Raw genomic sequence first — 20,061 nt, forward strand, 5'->3', positions numbered from 1 at the left:
GGAGATGAAAAAATGGCTGAAATAACAAATGAATTAACAGCAAAATTTGCTGCAGAATTTAAAGAAAATGAAAAACAACAAGCTGTACAAAATGCTGTAGTTAAAAATGGTATTACCAATTCAGCGGAAAATATCGTGGCCCAAAGCAATAATGTGCCTGTATTTTCAATTGATTTAAAAACAGGAAATGTGTCTAACCAAAAGCAATCAGGTCGTTGCTGGATGTTTGCGGCGCTTAATACTTTTCGTCATAAAATTTTAGATAATTTTGACTTAAAAGACTTTGAATTATCTCAAAATTATACGAACTTTTGGGATAAGTATGAAAAGTCCAATTATTTTTATGAAAATATTTTAGCGACAGCCGACCAAGAAGTAACAAGTCGTAAAGTAGCCTTTTTGTTAGAAACACCGCAACAAGATGGTGGACAATGGGATATGATGGTTTCACTTTTTGATAAGTATGGTGTTGTCCCTAAAGCAGCGATGCCTGAAAGTAGTAATTCATCGAACTCTCGTGATTTGAATAATTATTTGAACAAAAAACTTCGCAAAGATGCAGCAATCTTACGTCAATTAGTAGCTGATGGTGCTTCTGAAAATGATATTCAAGCTAGCAGAGAGGATATGCTACAAGAAGTGTATAATATTTTAGCTATTTCATTGGGCACACCGCCGACTACTTTTGATTTTGAATATCGTGATGAAAATAAGGAATACCATATTGATCGTGATTTAACACCGAAATCCTTTTATGATAAATACGTAGGGGTAGATTTAAATAACTATGTTCCTATTATCAACGCACCGACAGAGGACAAACCTTATAATCAATCTTACACAGTAGAAATGTTAGGTAATGTCGTAGGTGGTAAACAAGTGAAGTATTTAAATCTTGATATGGATACCTTTAAAAAATTAGCGATTGCACAATTAGAACAAGGTGAATCTGTTTGGTTTGGTTGTGATGTAGGTCAATCTTCGAATAGACAAAACGGTATCATGTCACTTGATACTTATGACATGAACGAGTTATTTGATATTGACTTTACGACTACAAAAGCACAGCGTTTAGACTATGGTGAAAGTTTAATGACCCATGCAATGGTATTAACCGGTGTAGATATTGTCGATGATCAATCTACGAAATGGAAGGTTGAAAACAGCTGGGGCGATAAAGTCGGTGATAAGGGATTCTTTGTAGCAAGCGATGCTTGGATGGACGAATACACTTATCAAATTGTTGTCAGAAAAGATTTATTGACTGCTGAACAATTAAAAGCCTATGAAAAAGAGCCAACTGTTTTAGCACCATGGGATCCTATGGGTGCATTGGCGTAACAACTTTTATAGTATATCGAATTAAAAAGGGGGCAAGTTTTTTAGAGTTTATTTAAAATTTCTAAGAGACTTGCCTGTTGTTTTTTTGTTACACAGGTATAATTTTTTCGACGGTAGATACGAACTTTTAAAATTTCAACTGCTTGATCACATAGTATAATCGTACAAAAAGATCTCGGTGTTTTTTCACCTTTTGTACGATAAGTTGTTCAGAATTGAATATCAGAAGTTATTGTGCTATTCTTCCTTATATAAGGATGCTGCATATCAGAAGAAAGAAGGGGACGGTCATGCGAGCTAATTTAAGTGAAAACCCATCTATTTTAGTTAAAGATGACAAAGAGTATAAAAAAATTGAATCTTTGGCTTCTGGAAGAAAAAAAACTTTACTCAATGAATCTGAATACAAAAAAAGTGTTAGCAGAGCGGCCAAATTAATTAAATCTGCTAAAAATATAAATAATAGTAAACGTTGATGAAAAAATATTTTTACAATTCCTTTGTTTACTCAGACAAAATAGCAGCGTTTGATTGTGATAATAAAAGATTAAATGATTTTTTTCATAATGAAGCAGCAACATTAGAGGAGTATGGCCTTGGGAATACTACGCTCTTTCTCGATGATAACAAAGAAAAAATACAAGGATTTTACACTTTATCATTGAAAAACTTGGACATAGACTATTTAAAAGGATACCAAAATTTTAAATCTTTTATGGGTTCCAGATTTGGTAATGAATTGATACAACGTTTCAATACAAAATCTTTTCCAGTACTTGAAATCATGTGTTTTGGCGTTGCGAAAGAATTTCAAAGACAATATGTTGGTGCGGAAATGTTAGGTGCGATTTATCAGGATGTATTAGATTTTAGGTTTCACTATACCTTACCTGTAAATAGTATCTATATAGATGCATTATATGAAGCTACTGAATTTTACAAAGATTTAGGATTTGAATTCGTAGCTCTTTCTGATAAAGAAAATAATTCCCTGAATTTTTATCCTATGATGATTAATTTAACGAAAATAAATGATATTATTTACAATAACTAAAGCCCCGTGACTCTGATAGGGCTTTTTTTGCGTTCTTCTACTAACTGTTCTAGGTCTTCTAGCTGAAAGAAACGTTCGGTTTTTTTGATTTTAGATGATAATTGCCTGGATAGCATAAAAAGATCAACAGTCAATGGTGAATCTGTCCCGATAACTCAAAGCAAGCAGAAAACGCTGTTGAATCTGCTCCAATAAAGCTCACTGATCTTACTTTTTAAAAACAACAAAGTGGAAAATCATCGCTAATAATTGAAAAGATAGAGCAGTCAAAGTGACGCCGAGCCAACCTGCTTGTTCCCACATTGTTGTTCCTAGGAAAGAGCCGAGTGCGCCTCCTATAAAATAAGAAAACATGAACACAGTGTTGTTACGATTGCTGACTTGTTCTCCTAAATTCTGTACTCGAGTTTGGTTAGCTACTTGACCAAATTGATTGCCGATATCTAATAAAATAATAGATAGAATTAACGGAAGAATATGCACAGCAAAAAAGTGTAGAATAATAAAGCTAACTGTCTGCATGATAATTCCCATCCACACGATTGTTCGTTGTGCGTATTGATCGGATAGTTTTCCGACAAGTGGTGCTGCCACAGCTCCGGCTAAACCAAAAATAGCAAGTATTCCTGCTTCAAAAGTTCCCCAATTATAAACAGGACTACTAATATAAAAAATTAGCGTAGACCAAAAGATTGAAAAAGTTCCGAACATAAAAAATCCAGAAACAGCTGCTTCACGAAGGGCTCTTTGTTTTTTTATTAATAAAGGGATACTTTTCAATGAATCCATATAAGAAAGTGTGGCATTTTTAACTGGATCTTTTGGCATTTTAAATGTAAGTAAAATGGTCAACAGGATAATCAATAGTGGTGCAATGAGATAGATAGAACGCCAAGGCAAAAAACTAGCTACAACACCAGAAAACGTGCGTGATAATAAAATTCCTATCAAAAGCCCACTCAAAAGTTTTCCCATGACTTGGCCCCGTTTTTCGGGCCCAGCTAATACTGCGCCATAGGGAATAATAATTTGTGGGACTACTGAAAGTAATCCGATCATAAAGGCTGCCAGGATAAATAATTGAAAATTTGGCGCAAAAAAAGCGCCTAATAATGATAAGGAGGATAAGGCAGCCATTGAGATAATAAGCCTTCGTTTATTTAAAACATCTCCTAAAGGGACAATGAATAGTAAACCTAGAGCGTAACCTACTTGTGTTAGCATCGTTACACTGCCAATTGAGCTGGTACTTACCTGAAAACTTTCAGCGACTTGCGTGCCAATTGGTTGCACATAATACATATTAGCAACCACAATACCGCAAGTTGCTGCCAGTAAAAAAATGAACTGTTTTGTTAAATCATTGGATTGTTTTTCCATAAAAAATGCCTCCTTTACTGCATGCTTATCTACTATAGCACAACTTTTCAATAGCTAACAGTTGCTAACTTACTAAATACAAGAACAAATATTAGACATTCGATATGTGTCCTTTTATAATGAAACCGTCACTAATGAATCTTTCACACGCATTTTCATTAGAGTGTACTGTTGAAGAATGGTCACTAGGAACCTTTACTTCCCTTGACGGACTTGTCATTATACGTAGAAATTAAAGGAGGAAGTTAAATGACAAATCTGCTCACTGTAATTGTTTTACTTTTATTTGTTGCAGTTTTATATGTGTTTTATCACATGCAAAAAATACATGCGAAGTTCTCAACGCGTGTATTTACTGGTTTGTTTGCTGGTATCCTTTTTGGGGGCCTTTTACAGCTGATTTTTGGTATAGAAAGTCCAGTTGTAGAACAGTCGCTTGATTGGATGTCCATTGTTGGTGACGGTTATGTTGCATTACTTCAAATGCTCATCATGCCATTGGTTTTTGTTTCCATTGTAAGTGCGTTTACACGCATGAAGGAAAGTTCAAAAATCGGGAAAATCAGTTTTTCCGTATTAGCAACACTGTTAGGAACTGTGGCAGTTGCTGCTTTGATTGGAATTTCAATGGTTATGTTGTTTAATTTGGACGGAGCCCAATTTACTCAAGGTTCTGAAGAAACAAGCCGGATTGCTGAAATTACGCAACAACAATCAGAAGTACAAGATCTATCAATTCCTGAACAAATTCTATCTTTTATCCCAACGAATGTGTTTGCGGACCTTGCTGGTAGTCGGGATACAAGTACGATTGGTGTTGTTATCTTCTCTGCTTTTGTTGGTGTAGCTTACTTAGGTGTCAAGCGCAAAGCGCCAGAACAAGCTGAAACGTTCAATCGTATTATCGAAAGCTTATACAATATCGTTATGCGTATTGTAACGCTTGTTTTACGCCTTACGCCTTTTGGTGTATTTGCTTTGATGACAAACGTTCTAGCAACAAGTGATTTTGGTGCAATTATTAACCTAGGTACATTCATTATCGCTTCTTATGTAGGTTTAATTATCGTGTTACTTATGCATAGTTTGTTACTCATGTCTGTACGGGTAAATCCGATCACTTACTTTAAAAAATCATTCCCTGTATTGAGTTTTGCCTTTACTTCACGTTCAAGTGCGGGCGCATTACCAATGAATCTGCAAACGCAAACGAAAGCTTTAGGTGTCGAAGATGCGACAGCAAACTTTGCAGGAAGCTTTGGTATCTCTATTGGACAAAACGGATGTGCTGGTTTATATCCAGCAATGTTGGCTACTATTGTAGCACCAACGGCTGGCGTTGACATTTTCGATTGGCGTTTTATTTTGATGCTAATCCTAGTGGTAACGATTAGTTCATTCGGTGTAGCTGGTGTTGGTGGTGGCGCGACATTTGCTTCATTGATCGTATTGAGTTCAATGAACTTGCCGTTAGCTATCGTAGGTCTAGTGATTTCAGTTGAACCATTAATTGATATGGCTAGAACATTAGTTAATGTCAGTGATAGTATGGTTGTCGGCGTTGTAACAAGCGCAAGGCTCCATGATTTAGATCGCGATACCTTAAATGATTCTAACCAAGTAGTTACAGAAAATGAAGTTTAATTAAAAGAATTTTCTTAAAGAAGAGTGCGCGTGCTCTTCTTTTTTTTAGATTAAAAAGAGAAAACAAGGGAAGAACAGACGCATAAAAAATTTTCTGTTATAATTGTTTTGTTGAATATTTAATAGCTATAAAGGAGGATTGTTGGTTTGGGAGCAAAATATACAATTCCACATGAGGTGACTTATTACGAGTGTGATGTAAACCATACAATGAAACTTTCGACCATGATTGCGATTGTCATCAAGGTGTCAGAAGAACAAAGTGATCTATTGAACAGAGGAAATGATTACATACATCAATTTGGTGTAACATGGATTATCACACATTATGAAGTTTTCATTTCTCGTTTACCAAGGGTAAATGAAAAAATTCAAGTGACGACTCAAGCAATGCAATATAATAAATATTTCTGCTATCGGGACTTTTGGATTACCACAGAATCTGGGGAAGAGCTAGTCCATATTGAATCTATTTTTTCTTTAATGAACTATACAACACGTAAAATTAGTAGTGTAACTGAAGACATTATTGCACCGTTTGAAAGTGAAAAAATTACTAAAATCAAACGTCCACCAAAAGTTGAGTCTTTAGAAAATCCAAGTAGTACTGCATATAACGTTCGATTTTATGATATCGATAGTAATCATCATGTCAATAATTCCGTGTACTTTGATTGGTTGATTGATGGCTTGGGCTATGACTTTTTAACCACTTATGAGCCTAAATATATAAACGTTCGTTTTGATAAAGAAGTTGAATATGGCAAGCAGATTGAAAGTCTTTATGAGATCGTGGATCAGGAAAGTGGCAAGCAAACACGTCATGCGATTAAAATTGCAGATAAAAAATATTGTGAAGCTCAAATTGAGTGGCAAGAAAAATAAAAGTTGTCCCTTGTTAATTAGCATAAAAGTCTAGCTAACAAGGGACTCTTTTAATGTTGCATAAAGTCGGTCAATTCGTCTTTTTTTAGTTGGAGATTATTCGCAATTAATAATTTTATTCGGACTTTTTGACTATTAATATTTGGAGAAAAAACCACGCCCATTTTTTGTAACTCGCTTCCGCCGCCTCTATAATCATAAACAGCTTCAGCAATCCCGTTAAAGCAACGTGAGACTAAAACAATTGGCACTTGAGCATCCAATAGTTTTTGTAAAGGGACGATATTTTCTGGAGGCAAATTACCTGCTCCTAAGGCTTCAATGACTAAGCCATCTAGCGATAGATGAGCTAAGCCTTCTAATAATTCACCGCTCATACCAGCATAAGCTTTTAGGATAGGGATAAAGCCAGATGCTGAGGAGATGTCTGTATATTGTGAATGCAAAATTTTTTGTAAAAATATAACGTTATTTTTATTTATCATACCAATGGGACCGATAGAAGGGGTGCGAAAAGTCGCGACATTTGTAGTATGAGTTTTGGTTACATAACGAGCGGCATGAATTTCATCATTCATCACAACTAACACACCTTGGTCTTTGGCATCTGGTGAAGCTGCTACTCGTATAGCGCTGGCGAAGTTATATAAGCCATCACTACCTAACTCATTACTTGAACGCATTGCACCCGTGAGAACAATTGGAAGCCAGTTACCGATCGTTAGATCTAAGAAATAAGCCGTTTCTTCCAAAGTATCAGTGCCGTGGGTAATAACCACACTATCTATGCCATTTTGATAAGCCTCTTGTATACGTTTTTTTATTTTAAGCATACGTTCAGGTGTAATATGCGGGCTAGGGAGGTTAAAAATATTTTCTGTGATCAGCTGAACGTCTTCTGGCAGGGGAATCGGTGCATCTGTTAATGGATTTTTTGCGTCCGGACTTACGCTTCCCGTAGACGGATTTTCTTTCATAGCGATGGTGCCGCCAGTATGTAAAACAAGAATCTGTTTCATTACTTTCACCCTTTCCTTTTTAATTAGTCTATCAATTTTATCGTAAAAGCGAGGAAAAGAAAACACAACAAATTGTATTTTGTTGCGTCAGACATTTTTTCTCTTTATAATAGATTAAACTTTAAAATAAAGAGGGAAGTAAAATGATTCAGATTGGCTGTACAAGTTTTAAAGAACATACCTATTTGACCGGAAAAAAAGAAAGTAGTTTATTTGAATACGCTGCTTACTTTCCGTTGGTTGAAATGGATACAAGTTTTTATGCCATTCCTAAACAAACTTATGTTAAGGAATGGTTAAAACAAGTACCTGAGCGTTTTCAATTTATTATGAAATTACCTAAGGTTTTTACTAAGCATGAGGAGCTTACAGAAGGCGAATCGTTAAAAGAACTTGCGCAAGAACTGCTGGAAAGTGTAAAACCTATGATTGAGCAGGGAAATTTATTCTGCTTATTAGCGCAATTTCCGCCTTATTTTGATTGTAGGCGCGAAAATGTCGACTATTTGAGGATACTTCGTCAGTTGTTTCCGCAAATACCGATGGCTGTTGAACTGCGTAATAACAGCTGGTATGATTCAACCTTTTTGGCGCGGACTAGAGCATTTATGCAGGAACAGAAATTTTCTTTAGTGATCGTTGATGAGCCAAAGAAATTATCGACTACGATTCCTTTTGACTCTTATGTGACCAACTCGTCTTTTGTCTTTTTTCGTTTTCATGGACGTAATGATATCGGTTGGAACGCTACTGGACCAGATGCTAAACGTTTGCGCACCAATTACCGTTATAGTAAGGAAGAATTAGAAGAACTACAAGAGGCAGTTGCTGCGGTAAAAGACCAAAGTAAGCAAGTTGCGATTATTTTTAATAATAATGCTGGGGGTGACGCAGCGGAAAATGCGTTACAGTTTAAAGACCTGTTACAACTTGATTTTGAGAATTTAAACCCTAGCCAATTAGGCTTGTTCTAAGAAGTCGGTGAAGAAATGATAAAGGCGGTTTTTTTTGATATAGATGGAACCCTTTTGACAAATAAGGGAAGAATTGCTAAAAATACGAAAAAAGCGATTAGCGCTTTACATAAAAAGGGGATTGTTTGTGGTGTGTCCACTGCTCGTACGCCCAAAAGTATTGCTCATATTTTAAAAGATTTGCCTTTTGATTTATTTATCGCCTGTAACGGTCAACTTGTTTATACTAAAGAGCAAATGATTTATGAGCGCGCCTTTGAATCAGAAGCTTTAACTGAGATTGTTTCTTATGCAGACCAGCATTTTCGTCAAATGATCTTATGTGGAAAAAATCATTCTGCAGGGAGTTGGACGATGCGTTTTGGTCAATCTCAGCTTTTATTACACTTTATGCGTTTTGTGCCGCATTACTTTCCTATCCGGAAAATGAAACGCTTTTTACAAAAATATAGTCCTAATCGACGCAAACAAAGATATAGTAACCTTGCTATTTTAAAAGAACCTATCTATCAGTGTGTCATGTTGAGTCCGGAATATGAGAATGAAAGATTGGCAGCAGCTTTACCTCATTGTGATCTTAAACGTTCGAATCCATATTCAGTTGATCTTGTACCTAAAGGAAGCTCAAAATTAACGGGTCTTAAGTTTTTGGTTGAACATTTAGGCATTAAACTGGAAGAAACGATGGTCTTTGGTGACCATTTAAATGATATTGAAATTATACAAGGTGCTGGTATGGGCGTTGCGATGGGGAATGCTACGGTAAAGACAAAACAAGCGGCGGATTATGTGACAACCACAAACAACCAAGATGGTATCACTGCTGCTTTGCGATATTTTAATTTAATTAAAAAATAGGAAGGAAGATATTTTTGGATCCATTTGAAATGGCAAAAGAATTTCATGCAACTTTTAATCCCGAACAACCTGATGAACCAACCGCTTTTACTAAAAGTAAGGCACTTCATCGGGCAAGTTTTAAAGTAGAAGAAATTGTTGAATTATTGTATGCTGCAAGTCCAGATAATAAGGAAGAATTTTTGGAATTAGTGGATGGTTTGCATGAGGCAATTGAACAAGCCAAGGAAAAAGTTTTAAGTAAACAAAATGCTGAAACGAATCCATTAGTTGCACAAACAGATGCTTTAGCAGATATCATGTACTTTACTTATGGTTCTTTTGTATTACTTGGCGTTGATCCCCAACCGATAATGGATATTGTTCATCAAGCGAATATGGGCAAAGTATTTCCAGATGGCGAGCCACATTATGATAAAAAGACCCATAAAGTGTTGAAACCAGCGAATTGGGAAGTAGATTTTGCGCCCGAGGGCAAAATAACAAAAGAATTACAAAGGCAAAAAGAAGAGAAGTAAAAAATGCTTCACTGAAAAAATCCTCCTGAAAAACAGTTCAGGAGGATTTTTCCTTTTATAAACGTGGTAAGTGATTATTTAGAGAAGTCACGTGTTTCTTGGAGATCACCGTTTTCTTTATAAATTTCCAAGCTGGTTTCTTTATTCTGAGCGATATATTTTGCTCGTTCAATGGCTTCTTCTTTAGTGTCATAAGTTTCGCTTGCTTTTTTAGCACCTTTTGATATGACTTGCCATTGTTTGTCTGAGTAATTTACTTTAACATCTGCATCTAATAATTTTCCGCTTCTTTTTGAACCAGCATGAGAATCATTTTTTTGGGGCGGTTTTTCTTGACGAAAGGCTGCTTTTTCTTCTGAACTTGCATTATCGTACCATTGTTGTGCTTGTTGGGTCGCAATTGGAATCGCGCGGCCTTCCGGATAACCATCTTGTAGTAAAGCGTTAGCCACATCGATGGCCTTTTTGCGAACTAATGAATCTAGGTTTTTCATCGTACTTGGATAATCATTCATATTCCAAACCATTTCTTATCCGCTCCTTTCTTACTTTCATTATAAATAATTTTTTTATTTTTTGAAAAGAATACGGTTTCTTTTCTTCGTAAAATGCCATAAGGACTTAATTTTTAGATAAGTTGGAAAATAGAAAATTTTTTGAAAATTTAATTGCAAAATAATAACAGTTTTTGTACAATGTTATTCATATCAAGGAGTTCAAATTATATAAGAAGGAGTGTTTGAATGAAAAAGAAAAAGTTGTTTGGGCTTATGTTGGTTAGTACGGTACTGCTAACTGCTTGTACCACAGGGGATACAGCAGAAAGCGGTGAAGCAGAGAGTGAGTCACAAGAATTTAATTTGTCGGTTGTACAAGAAATGCCATCTGCTGATTTATCATTAGCAATGGATACAATTAGTTTTACAGCGCTTAATAACGTTTACGAAGGAATTTATCGTTTAGATAAAAATAATGAACCACAACCAGCTGGAGCCACTGAAATGGCTGAGGTTTCAGAAGATGGAATGACTTACAATATAAAACTTAGAGAAGATGCCAAATGGTCTAATGGCGATCCAGTGACAGCCGATGACTATGTTTACGGTTGGCAACGCACGGTAGACCCGGAAACAGCTTCAGAATACGCCTACCTTTATGGTTATGTTGAAAATGGAGACGATATTATCGAAGGAGATAAGGATCCTTCAGAATTGGGGATTACGGCGGTAAATGATTATGAATTGGAAATTAAATTAGATACACCCACACCATTTTTTGATAACTTATTAGCTTTTGCTTCCTTTTTCCCGCAACCACAAGAGATCGTTGAAGAAAAAGGGGAAGATTATGCCAAAACAGGTGATGACTCAGTTTATAATGGTCCGTTTACTTTAACTGAGTTTGAAGGAGCGGGTTCTGATACTGAATGGAGTTATACCGCCAATGATGAATATTGGGATAAAGACAGTGTCAATCTAGATAAAATCAATGTTTCAGTCGTGAAAGAATCTTCAACAGGTTTGAATTTATTTCGTGATGGCCAAACAGATGATGTTGTTCTTACCGGGGAATTAGCACAACAAAATGCAAATGATCCAGAATATCAATCCGTAAAAGAAGCGCGTACTTCTTATGTTGAACTAAATCAAGAGGACGAAGACTCTCCATTTAGAAATAAAGACCTTCGTTTGGCTTTGTCTTATGCTATTGACCGCGAATCTTTAGTAGAACAAGTCCTTGGGGATGGTTCTGTCGCTTCGACAAACTTACTTCCTGAAGAAACTGGAAAAGATCCAGATACTGATGAAGATTTTACCGAAGTTTCGGACTCTACGTTAGAATATGATCCAGAAAAAGCACAAGAACATTGGGAAAAAGCTAAAGAAGAACTAGATATCGATTCATTAGAATTTGACTTGCTAGCTGAGGATACAGATTCTACTAAAAGAGTAGGTGAATACATTCAAGGTGCTTGGGAGGAACTAGATGGTATGAAAGTTAATTCAACGACGGTGCCATTTACTGTTCGTATCGATCGTTCTACCGAAGGAGACTTCGATGCTGTTGTTGGCGGTTGGGGAGCTGATTACGCAGATCCTAGCAGTTTTACTGATTTGTTTGAATCAGGAAATTCGTATAACTTTGGTAAATGGAGTAATGATGAATATGACAAATTAGTTGAAGACTCAGCAACAACTCACGTAAACGATCCTAAAGAACGTTTTCAAGATTTGCTTGACGCTGAAAAAGTGATCAATGAAGAAATGGGTGTTATTCCTGTTTATCAAAAAGCAGAAGGTCATATGGTTTCTGATAAAGTAAAAGGCATTGTGTCTCATAGTGCCGGTGCGAAATATGATTATAAATGGGTATCGATAGAAGAATGATAGTAAAAACCGGCTGAAAAAATTCAGCCGGTTTTTGCTTTATAGTAAATTTTTTATTCTTATGATCCTTATTGGATGACGGATAATATTCTTACTCAAAAAAGGTATAATACAATGTTCGGATAGCATCTTGCTCGCGTTCTTTATGGATACCAAATATAATACTCACCTCAGAAGCTCCTTGACTGATCATTTCAATGTTGATCTTTTTTCTAGCCAAAGCTGCCGTACTTTCAGACATACTTCCGATTCTTTGTTTCATGCCTTCACCGACGATCATAACCATAGAAAGATCATGAATAACACGAAGTTCATCAGGATCAATAACATATGCGATCTTTCGTAATAAGTCTTCCTCTAATTGAGGGGTCAATTGATTCGCCCGTAAAATAATGGAAATATCATCAATTCCTGAAGGCATATGTTCGTAATTTAAATTAAATTCCTTAAAAATTTCTAACACTTTTAATGTAAAACCAACTTCCCGGTTCATCAGGTATTTATTAAGATAGATCATACTAAAACCATCATCACTTGTGATACCGACGACCGGTTGTTCCTTATTTTCGCGCTCATTAGTTATTAGTGTTCCCGGATGTGCTGGATTATTTGTATTTTTGATAACCACTGGGATTTTCGCGCGATAAGACGGCATTAAGGCTTCATCATGGAAAACCGAAAAACCGCCATAAGACAACTCTCGCATTTCTCGATAAGTAATTTCACGAATGGGTTCTGGATGGTGAATATAACCCGGATGTGCTGCAAAAATACCATTGACATCAGTAAAATTTTCATACAAATCCACATTCATTGCTGAAGCGACGATCGCCCCAGTAATATCTGAACCCCCCCGAGAGAAGGTACAAATTTCGCCTTTTTCCGTATAACCAAAAAAGCCAGGAATCACTAAGACTTCTGAACTGTTACGCCAATTTTTCATCGCTGGATAAGCTTTTGATAAAATACGCGCATTTAAAGGTTCGTCTGATACAAAAATTCCCAATTCTTGAGGATTAATATAACGGGCATCGACACCTTCTGCTTGTAAAACACCAGCCACAAGTTTGGCGTTATTATTTTCTCCATTTGATAAAATTTCATCAAAAAAATGAGGATTATCTGCCGTCGGTAAATTTTTTAAACTTTCCAAAGACTGATAGATTTCAGTTAAAATACTTTTTTCGATTTGAAACTCTCGACTGATTTCTTCATAGCGTGCAAAAATTTTAGTGATTAAATCATCTGTTGCTTCATTGTTAATTCTTTTTTGATAAAGTTCAACCAGCAAATCAGTTACTTTTTGATCTGTTGCATATCTTTTTCCAGGTGCAGAAACCACCACAAAGCGTCGAGTATTATCTGACTTGATAATTTCTGCGACTTTTTTTAATTGTGTTGCGTTCGCTAAAGAACTACCGCCGAATTTTGCTGTTTTCATAAATTATCTCCGCCTGACTCATTCAAAAACTTTTTTAATAGCGTACCTTTAAATGGATTATAAATCAAGGGCTGTAGTATAGATCTCTTAAAAAAGAAACAAATAATTGAAAAAATTGGCACAATAAAGTATCATTTTTTTAAGGATTCATAGTGATTGGCAACTGTCTTTATGCTATAATCAAAGCTAGATGTCTTTTCTTTAGAAAAGAATGAATCTCTATGGGATGTAATGATCAAGTAAATAAAATCATCTGTCTTTTATTACAGATTGATGGATAGGATCAAAAATGGAGGCAGCTAAATGGGAAGTAATCTGATCTTAGGAATTGTGATAGCGATCGTTGTGCTTGCAGCGGTTGTTTATGGTATAGGTTTTTTTATGCGCAAGAAAAATCAGGAGAAGTTAAAAGCTTTAGAAGACCGAAAGAAAGCTTTATTTGACTCGTCTATTAAAGAAGATATCGATGCCATAAAAAAGATGCGTCTTGTAGGACAGAGCCAAAGTAATTTTAAAGAGTGGGAACAAAAGTGGGAGCAACTTTCTACTGACAAATTTGCTGAATTAGAAAGTCAAATTTTCGAGATCGAAAATTTGAATGAAGCTTTTCGCTTTGTCAAAGCCAAAGCAGCAGTGGAAAAAGCGCAAAAAACGATGGATGATATTGAAGACGAAATAGGAAAAGTCCGTCAAGGCTTTAAAGAATTACGTGAAAGCGAAGAGCGCAATTCATTGAAAGTCCAACAAGCAATGGATGTTTATGAAGAAATGAAACAAGCGCTAAGAGATAACGGGGATCAGTTCGGACCTGCTTTTGCGGAAGTGCAAAAACAAGTAAAAAGTGTAGAAAGTGAATTTACACAGTTTATTACACTAAATACTTCTGGTGATCCCGTAGAAGCTCGAGATATTCTAGAATCAGCTGAAAAGCATACTTTTGAACTAGAAGAACTCATGAGAAAAATTCCTGATGAATATGAAAAGCTGCATAAAACATTCCCTGAACAATTAGAAGAAATCGAAGAAGGATATCAAACATTAATGGAGCAGGAATATGTGCTTCCTGTAGGAAATTTTGCCCAAGATATCCAGCAAGTGCATCATCGCGTTGAGCATTCATTAGAAGATTTAGAAAAAGTCGAAATTTCAACCGTGGAAGCTGCAAACATTGAAACGGCCGATCAAATTGATCAGTTATACGACGTAATGGAACGTGAGATCGAAGCTAAAAATTATGTCACAAAAAATCGTAAAGCAGTGGCGGATTACATTCAACATGCGACAAGTAATAATCGTCAACTATTGATTGAACTTGATCATACTTCGCAGACTTATACCTTGAATCATAATGAACTAGCACGAGTACGTGGTTTCCAAACAGAAATTGAAGAAGTTGCTCGCCGGAATGACTCAGTGGATCCTCAGCTTGAAGCTCATGAGATTGCTTATTCTGAAGCACAAAGCTTTTATAAAGAAGCGTACAGAATTTTGGATGGGGTTGAAAGCGAACAAGTTGAGATCGATCAAGCGATCCGAGAATTACGTAAGGGCGAGAAAGTTGCGCAACAGCAAGCAGAAGATCTCGAGTTTGATTTACGTAACTTAAAACGCTTGGTGGAAAAACAACGCTTGCCTGGTTTGCCAGGTGATTATCTTAATTATTTCTATGGCGTAACTGACCGCTTAGAAGAATTAGATGATTCATTGAATCAAATTCGAGTGGACATGGATGAAGTCAACGAGATGGTTGCCCTTTGTAAAGAAGATCTAAGTGTTTTAACAGAAAAAACGCATGATATGCTTGATGAGGCTGCTTTAACTGAACAAATGATGCAGCACGCTAATCGCTATCGTCATTCTTATGCTGAAGTGAAAGCTTCGATTGAACGTGCTTTTGATCTGTTTTATTATGAATATCGTTACAAAGATGCTTTAGATGAGATCGGTACGGCACTGGAACGAGTAGAACCAGGAGCTTTTAAACGGATTGAAGACTTTTACTACGAAAATCGAGAAGAATTAGTCTAAAAAGCTGGATTTTGAACTTCTTTAAGTTCATACCAGCTTTTTTGCTGTGAATCACTACGATTTAGCGACCAAAGGGAGCTAAGAGTAGATGATGAACAGTACTAGGGCGAGCGGAACGAGCGTAGTTCCCCAAACCGAATCACTACGATTTAGCGACCAAAGGGAGCTGAGAGTAGATGATGAACAGTACTAGGGCGAGCGGAACGAGCGTAGTTCCCCAAACCGAATCACTACGATTCAGCGACCAAAGGGAGCTGAGAGTAGATCCTTCAAGGCCTTAGCGACTTGTCGCTTAGACCTTGATGAGATCGAAGCATAAGCGAAGAGATGAACAGTACTAGGGCGAGCGAAAGCGAGGCGTAGTGTCCTATACCTTCGAATCAGACGAATAGTGGTATCAATCGTCGAACTTGAAACTAATCACAGTTGTGGATATAATGAAACAGTATTTTTATAGAGAGGATCTTATATAAATGATCTATTTTGATAATAGTGCAACAACGGCAATTTTGCCTGAAAGTTTAGATACATATGTAAAAACCAGTCAACGAGTATTTGGCAATCCTTCAAGTCTACATTACCTTGGCATGCAAGCGAATCGTTTGTTAACGCAAGCTAGAAAACAAATTGCAGATATGCTACAGGTTACTTCTGAAGAGATTGTTTTTACCAGCGGAGGAACAGAGGGTGATAACTGGGTGTTAAAAGGGACTGCTTTTGAAAAACAACCTTATGGAAAACATCTAATTATATCAAGTATTGAACATCCTGCTGTAAAAAAAACAGCTGAGCAATTGGCTGATTTTGGTTTTGAAATTGACCAAGCACCGGTAACTGCAGAAGGCTTTGTAGATGTCAAACAACTGGCTGAACTCATTAGAGAAGATACTGTTTTAATTTCTGTAATGGCAGTGAACAATGAAATAGGCACAATCCAACCTATTAAAGAAATTAGTGAGCTACTGGAAAACTATCCGAAAATCCATTTTCACGTGGATGCTGTTCAAGCAATTGCTAAAGTTGATAGAGATAAATGGCTGACGCCACGTGTTGATTTTGCTAGTTTTTCTGCTCATAAGTTTCATGGTCCACGGGGCGTAGGTTTTATTTATTGGAAAAAAGGACGACGCATGCAAGCACTAATGACAGGCGGCGGCCAAGAAAAAGAACAACGTAGTGGCACAGAAAATGTACCGGCGATTGTAGCTATGGCTAGGGCTTTACGAATTGTTTTTGAAAAGAAAGCGCAACGTCCAGAGCACTTAGCCAACTTAAAAAGAGCGCTTATAGATGGGTTGAGTACTTATAATAAGGTGACAATTTTTTCGCTCGAGGAAAACGCCGCTCCCCATATTTTATGTATAGCATTACAGGGCATTCGTGGGGAGGTACTCGTCCATGCCCTAGAAGAAAAAGAGATTATTGTGTCGACTACAAGTGCTTGTTCAAGTAAAAAGAATACAGAATCAAGCACGCTTGCAGCGATGAATGTTTCAAGTGATTTGGCGACTTGTGCGATTCGGATCAGTTTAGATGAAAGTAATACGATGGCAGAAGTTGAACAGTTTATGATTGTATTTGAGCAGTTGTATCAAAAATTTTCAAAAGTTAATTAAGAGGTGTTTTTGTGAAATATTCAGAAATCATGGTTCGTTATGGCGAACTATCGACAAAAGGAAAGAATCGACGTTCATTTATTATACGACTGGCTAAAAATGTAAGACAAGCGTTGGTTGATTTTCCTCGATTAAAAATTCATGCAGATCGTGATCGGATGCATTTAGTTTTAAATGGCGAAGATAGCGATTTGATTATTCCTAAACTAAAAATGGTGTTTGGTATCCAAGGATTTTCACCAAGTATACGAGTAGAAAAAGATATTGAGCAAATTAAAAAATGTGCCCAAGAAATGGTCAGTGAAATCTATACAGGAAAAGAAAGTTTTAAAGTAACTGCTAAGCGCAGTGACCATTCATTTGAACAAACGAGTAATGAATTGAATGTTACAGTAGGTGACGCAGTTATTGAACGATTTCCTGAGATTAAAGTACAAATGAAAAAACCAGATATTAATCTACGGGTAGAAATTCGTAGTAACGGTGCCTTTTTATCTCATGAAACAATTTCTGGTGCGGCTGGTTTACCGGTTGGGACAAGCGGCAAGGGGATGCTGATGCTTTCCGGGGGGATTGATTCTCCAGTAGCTGGTTATATGGCCATGAAACGTGGCGTGGAAATTGAGGCAGTTCATTTTGCTAGCCCTCCTTATACTAGTGAACAGGCACTACAAAAAGCCAAAGACCTCACAGCAAAACTTGCGCCTTATGTGGGACAAATTCAATTTATTGAAGTGCCTTTTACTGAAGTTCAAGAGGAAATCAAAAATCGAGTCCCTCAAGGATACTGGATGACGATCACTCGACGAATGATGTTGCGCTTAACAGATAGCATTCGCCAATTACGGCGCGGATTAGTGATATTAAATGGGGAATCTTTGGGACAAGTGGCTTCTCAAACTTTACAAAGTATGGTCGCGATTAATGAAGTCACTAATACGCCGATTATTCGTCCTGTAGCGACAATGGATAAACTTGAGATCATTGATACTGCTCAAAAAATTGATACTTTTGACCTGTCGATTCAACCCTTTGAGGATTGTTGTACTATTTTTGCGCCACCTCAACCTAAAACTAAGCCTCATTTGGATAAAGTTCATCAATATGAAGAAAGACTAGACATTGAAGGACTCATTGAACGAGCTTTGACAAATATTAAAGTAGAGGAAATTGTTCCAGAAAGCCTGCAAGAACAAGAAGACGAATTTGCTGAATTGTTATAAAAGGAGAAAAGAGAGTAAATTTATCCTTTTAGTGGATGAGTTTACTCCTTTTTTAAAAGAAAAAAAGACAATAAAAAGATTAACTGAGTTTTTTTAACGATAAGTAAAAGGTAGGATGATATTTTATATTGTGAAAAAGTGTGAAACTTACTCCAATGAAAGTGGACTATTGCTAAAATACAGGAAGAGTGATACACTTTTATGTGAACAAATTAACAAGGAGGCTAGCAAGTGAAAGATTATAATAAGGAAAAAATACCGCGCGCTACAGCTAAAAGGCTACCGTTGTATTTACGGAACCTGACAATTTTAGATACAAAAGGTATGACACGAATTAAATCAAAACAACTTTCTGAGATCACACAGGTTCCTTCTGCTACGATACGCCGTGATTTTTCTTATTTAGGTGAACTGGGTCGTAGTGGTTATGGTTATGAAGTTAGTTATTTGATTAAAGTGTTTAGTGAGATCTTAGATAGCAAAGAAAAAAGTTGTGTAGCTATCATTGGCTTTGGTAACTTGGGTAAAGCGTTAGCCAATAATAATTTTCGACGTAATAAAAACCTTACGATTTCTTGTGTATTTGATATAGATCCAGAAATTATTGGTCAAACGATCGCGGGTTTTCATGTTTATAGCATGGATGATTTTAAACAAATAGCGCAAGAAAAAAATATTAGAGTGGTGATATCGACCGTGCCTAGTGAAAATGCGCAACAAGCCATTGACGTAGTGGTTGATAGTGGAATTACTGCAATATTAAACTTTGCGCCTGATCGGGTAGAGATACCAAAGCATGTTAGTATACGCTATATTGATTTAACAACTGAACTGCTAACCCTGCTCTTTTTTGATCGTCATTATAAGAACACATCTTCAGCTGTTCCTTCATAAGCATATTTTTTTATAAATTTTTCTGACTACTTTATACTAACAGTAAGTTAAAAACTTTTGAAAGTTTTTAAATGTTATTTTCAGTGATAAATAGTTAAGGAGAGAAAAAGATGATTATTACACGTAAAGGCGAAGAATTAGAAGTACCTGGGCAACAACCAGCAGTTGGTGAAAAAGCAGCTTCCTTTTCCTTGAAAGATTTGCAAGATCGTACGTATAATTTGGAAGATTTCGATAATGGAAAACCTACAATTTTGAGTGTTGTTCCTGATATCAATACCCGCGTATGCGCCTTACAAACAAAACGTTTTAATCAAGAAGCTAGCCAGCTTGAAGATGTTAATTTTGCTACTATCTCAAATAATACAAAAGAAGATCAGGCGAAATGGTGTGGCCAAGAAGGCGTGGATATGATTATGTTACACGATCCAGAAAATACCTTTGGTAAAACCTATAATCTTTATATTCCAGAAGCAGATAAGTTTACTAGAAGTATTTTTGTGCTTGACCAAAATGGCACAATTACTTATGAAGAGTTTGTACCGGAAATGTCTGATGAACCAGATTATCAAAAAGCTTTAAAAGAAGCAAAAGCCTTAATTTAAGTTGACTTTAAAAAATGTGCATTGTAAAATAAAGCGGACGAGGATCAAGAGGAGTAACTGACTGAATTGTTTTTAGAGAGAAAATTCCTGGCTGAAAAATTTTCAACAATAGGTAGTGAAGGTAGCTTGATAGTCTTTGGTTTGAAAAAAGTAGAGCCAAACGAGTCGTGATCGTTAATTCACTTAGAAGCGGC

At 36.4% G+C, this 20,061-nt stretch carries 18 protein-coding genes and 1 other annotated feature (1 of these 19 running past the window's edge); of the genes, 14 read left to right on the forward strand and 4 right to left on the reverse strand.

All coding sequences use genetic code 11. The features are described from left to right. Window positions 1–12 precede the first annotated feature (12 nt). The 3 genes from AC806_RS03100 to AC806_RS03110 all read left to right on the forward strand — a co-directional run bounded on the left by AC806_RS03100 (window position 13) and on the right by AC806_RS03110 (window position 2,395). The gene (locus tag AC806_RS03100) at window positions 13–1,341 is read left to right on the forward strand and encodes a C1 family peptidase (protein WP_061841434.1); all 1,329 of its coding nucleotides are present in this window, start codon (window positions 13–15) and stop codon (window positions 1,339–1,341) included. A gap of 290 nt (window positions 1,342–1,631) precedes the next feature. After that, window positions 1,632–1,817, forward strand: a complete 186-nt coding sequence (locus AC806_RS03105) for a hypothetical protein (protein WP_069028748.1) — start codon at window positions 1,632–1,634, stop codon at window positions 1,815–1,817. Continuing rightward, on the forward strand, window positions 1,817–2,395 hold the full coding sequence (locus tag AC806_RS03110) for a GNAT family N-acetyltransferase (protein WP_069028749.1): 579 nt from the start codon (window positions 1,817–1,819) through the stop codon (window positions 2,393–2,395). Before AC806_RS03105 ends, AC806_RS03110 begins: the two co-directional genes overlap by 1 nt. Before the next feature lie 207 nt (window positions 2,396–2,602). Here AC806_RS03110 and AC806_RS03115 read toward each other — a convergent pair whose 3' ends face one another. Then, window positions 2,603–3,775, reverse strand: a complete 1,173-nt coding sequence (locus tag AC806_RS03115) for an MFS transporter (protein WP_061841436.1) — start codon at window positions 3,773–3,775, stop codon at window positions 2,603–2,605. Between the two features lie 249 nt (window positions 3,776–4,024). On the opposite strand from AC806_RS03115, the gene AC806_RS03120 reads away from it, so the two are divergent. Both AC806_RS03120 and AC806_RS03125 read left to right on the forward strand, forming a co-directional pair. Next, a complete protein-coding gene (locus AC806_RS03120) occupies window positions 4,025–5,419 on the forward strand; it encodes an L-cystine transporter (protein WP_014124339.1) in 1,395 nt (464 codons plus the stop codon). 147 nt (window positions 5,420–5,566) lie between these two features. Further along, window positions 5,567–6,304, forward strand: a complete 738-nt coding sequence (locus tag AC806_RS03125; RefSeq protein WP_014124341.1) for an acyl-ACP thioesterase domain-containing protein — start codon at window positions 5,567–5,569, stop codon at window positions 6,302–6,304. A gap of 50 nt (window positions 6,305–6,354) precedes the next feature. Here AC806_RS03125 and AC806_RS03130 read toward each other — a convergent pair whose 3' ends face one another. Next, window positions 6,355–7,323, reverse strand: coding sequence for an asparaginase (locus AC806_RS03130; RefSeq protein WP_069028750.1), 969 nt, complete (start codon window positions 7,321–7,323; stop codon window positions 6,355–6,357). A gap of 143 nt (window positions 7,324–7,466) precedes the next feature. Between AC806_RS03130 and AC806_RS03135 the strand changes: the two genes are divergently transcribed. From AC806_RS03135 to AC806_RS03145, 3 genes are read left to right on the forward strand one after another with little or no spacing between them, the layout of a single operon-like run. Continuing rightward, window positions 7,467–8,297, forward strand: coding sequence for a DUF72 domain-containing protein (locus AC806_RS03135; protein WP_069028751.1), 831 nt, complete (start codon window positions 7,467–7,469; stop codon window positions 8,295–8,297). A 15-nt stretch (window positions 8,298–8,312) separates the two neighbouring features. Continuing rightward, window positions 8,313–9,155: a Cof-type HAD-IIB family hydrolase gene (locus tag AC806_RS03140; RefSeq protein ID WP_069028752.1), complete on the forward strand. Its 843-nt coding sequence runs from the start codon at window positions 8,313–8,315 to the stop codon at window positions 9,153–9,155. A gap of 14 nt (window positions 9,156–9,169) precedes the next feature. Then, complete coding sequence (locus AC806_RS03145; RefSeq protein ID WP_069028753.1) at window positions 9,170–9,673, forward strand: pyrophosphohydrolase domain-containing protein; 504 nt, start codon at window positions 9,170–9,172, stop codon at window positions 9,671–9,673. A 74-nt stretch (window positions 9,674–9,747) separates the two neighbouring features. Here AC806_RS03145 and AC806_RS03150 read toward each other — a convergent pair whose 3' ends face one another. Then, on the reverse strand, window positions 9,748–10,200 hold the full coding sequence (locus tag AC806_RS03150) for a DUF2188 domain-containing protein (RefSeq protein WP_069028754.1): 453 nt from the start codon (window positions 10,198–10,200) through the stop codon (window positions 9,748–9,750). Between the two features lie 216 nt (window positions 10,201–10,416). On the opposite strand from AC806_RS03150, the gene AC806_RS03155 reads away from it, so the two are divergent. After that, on the forward strand, window positions 10,417–12,060 hold the full coding sequence (locus AC806_RS03155) for a peptide ABC transporter substrate-binding protein (protein WP_069028755.1): 1,644 nt from the start codon (window positions 10,417–10,419) through the stop codon (window positions 12,058–12,060). Between the two features lie 91 nt (window positions 12,061–12,151). On the opposite strand, the gene AC806_RS03160 is transcribed toward AC806_RS03155, so the two are convergent. Then, window positions 12,152–13,501 carry an aspartate kinase gene (locus AC806_RS03160; protein ID WP_014124349.1) on the reverse strand — a complete coding sequence of 450 codons (1,350 nt, stop codon included), beginning with the start codon at window positions 13,499–13,501 and terminating at the stop codon, window positions 12,152–12,154. A gap of 303 nt (window positions 13,502–13,804) precedes the next feature. On the opposite strand from AC806_RS03160, the gene AC806_RS03165 reads away from it, so the two are divergent. From AC806_RS03165 to tpx, 5 genes are all read left to right on the forward strand, one after another. Beyond that, complete coding sequence (locus AC806_RS03165) at window positions 13,805–15,529, forward strand: septation ring formation regulator EzrA (protein WP_069028756.1); 1,725 nt, start codon at window positions 13,805–13,807, stop codon at window positions 15,527–15,529. A 473-nt stretch (window positions 15,530–16,002) separates the two neighbouring features. After that, the gene (locus AC806_RS03170) at window positions 16,003–17,145 is read left to right on the forward strand and encodes a cysteine desulfurase family protein (RefSeq protein WP_014124351.1); all 1,143 of its coding nucleotides are present in this window, start codon (window positions 16,003–16,005) and stop codon (window positions 17,143–17,145) included. Window positions 17,146–17,156: 11 nt separating this feature from the next. Continuing rightward, window positions 17,157–18,368 (forward strand): tRNA uracil 4-sulfurtransferase ThiI, encoded by a 1,212-nt coding sequence (thiI, locus tag AC806_RS03175; protein ID WP_069028757.1) that lies wholly within the window; start codon window positions 17,157–17,159, stop codon window positions 18,366–18,368. Window positions 18,369–18,599: 231 nt separating this feature from the next. Next, a complete protein-coding gene (locus AC806_RS03180; protein ID WP_069028758.1) occupies window positions 18,600–19,262 on the forward strand; it encodes a redox-sensing transcriptional repressor Rex in 663 nt (220 codons plus the stop codon). A gap of 110 nt (window positions 19,263–19,372) precedes the next feature. After that, on the forward strand, window positions 19,373–19,867 hold the full coding sequence (tpx, locus tag AC806_RS03185) for a thiol peroxidase (RefSeq protein ID WP_014124354.1): 495 nt from the start codon (window positions 19,373–19,375) through the stop codon (window positions 19,865–19,867). A 31-nt stretch (window positions 19,868–19,898) separates the two neighbouring features. Continuing rightward, window positions 19,899–20,061: a binding site (T-box leader), on the forward strand (it continues 51 nt past the right edge of the window).

The organism is Tetragenococcus halophilus, from assembly GCF_001712815.1.
GTDB lineage: Bacteria > Bacillota > Bacilli > Lactobacillales > Enterococcaceae > Tetragenococcus > Tetragenococcus halophilus.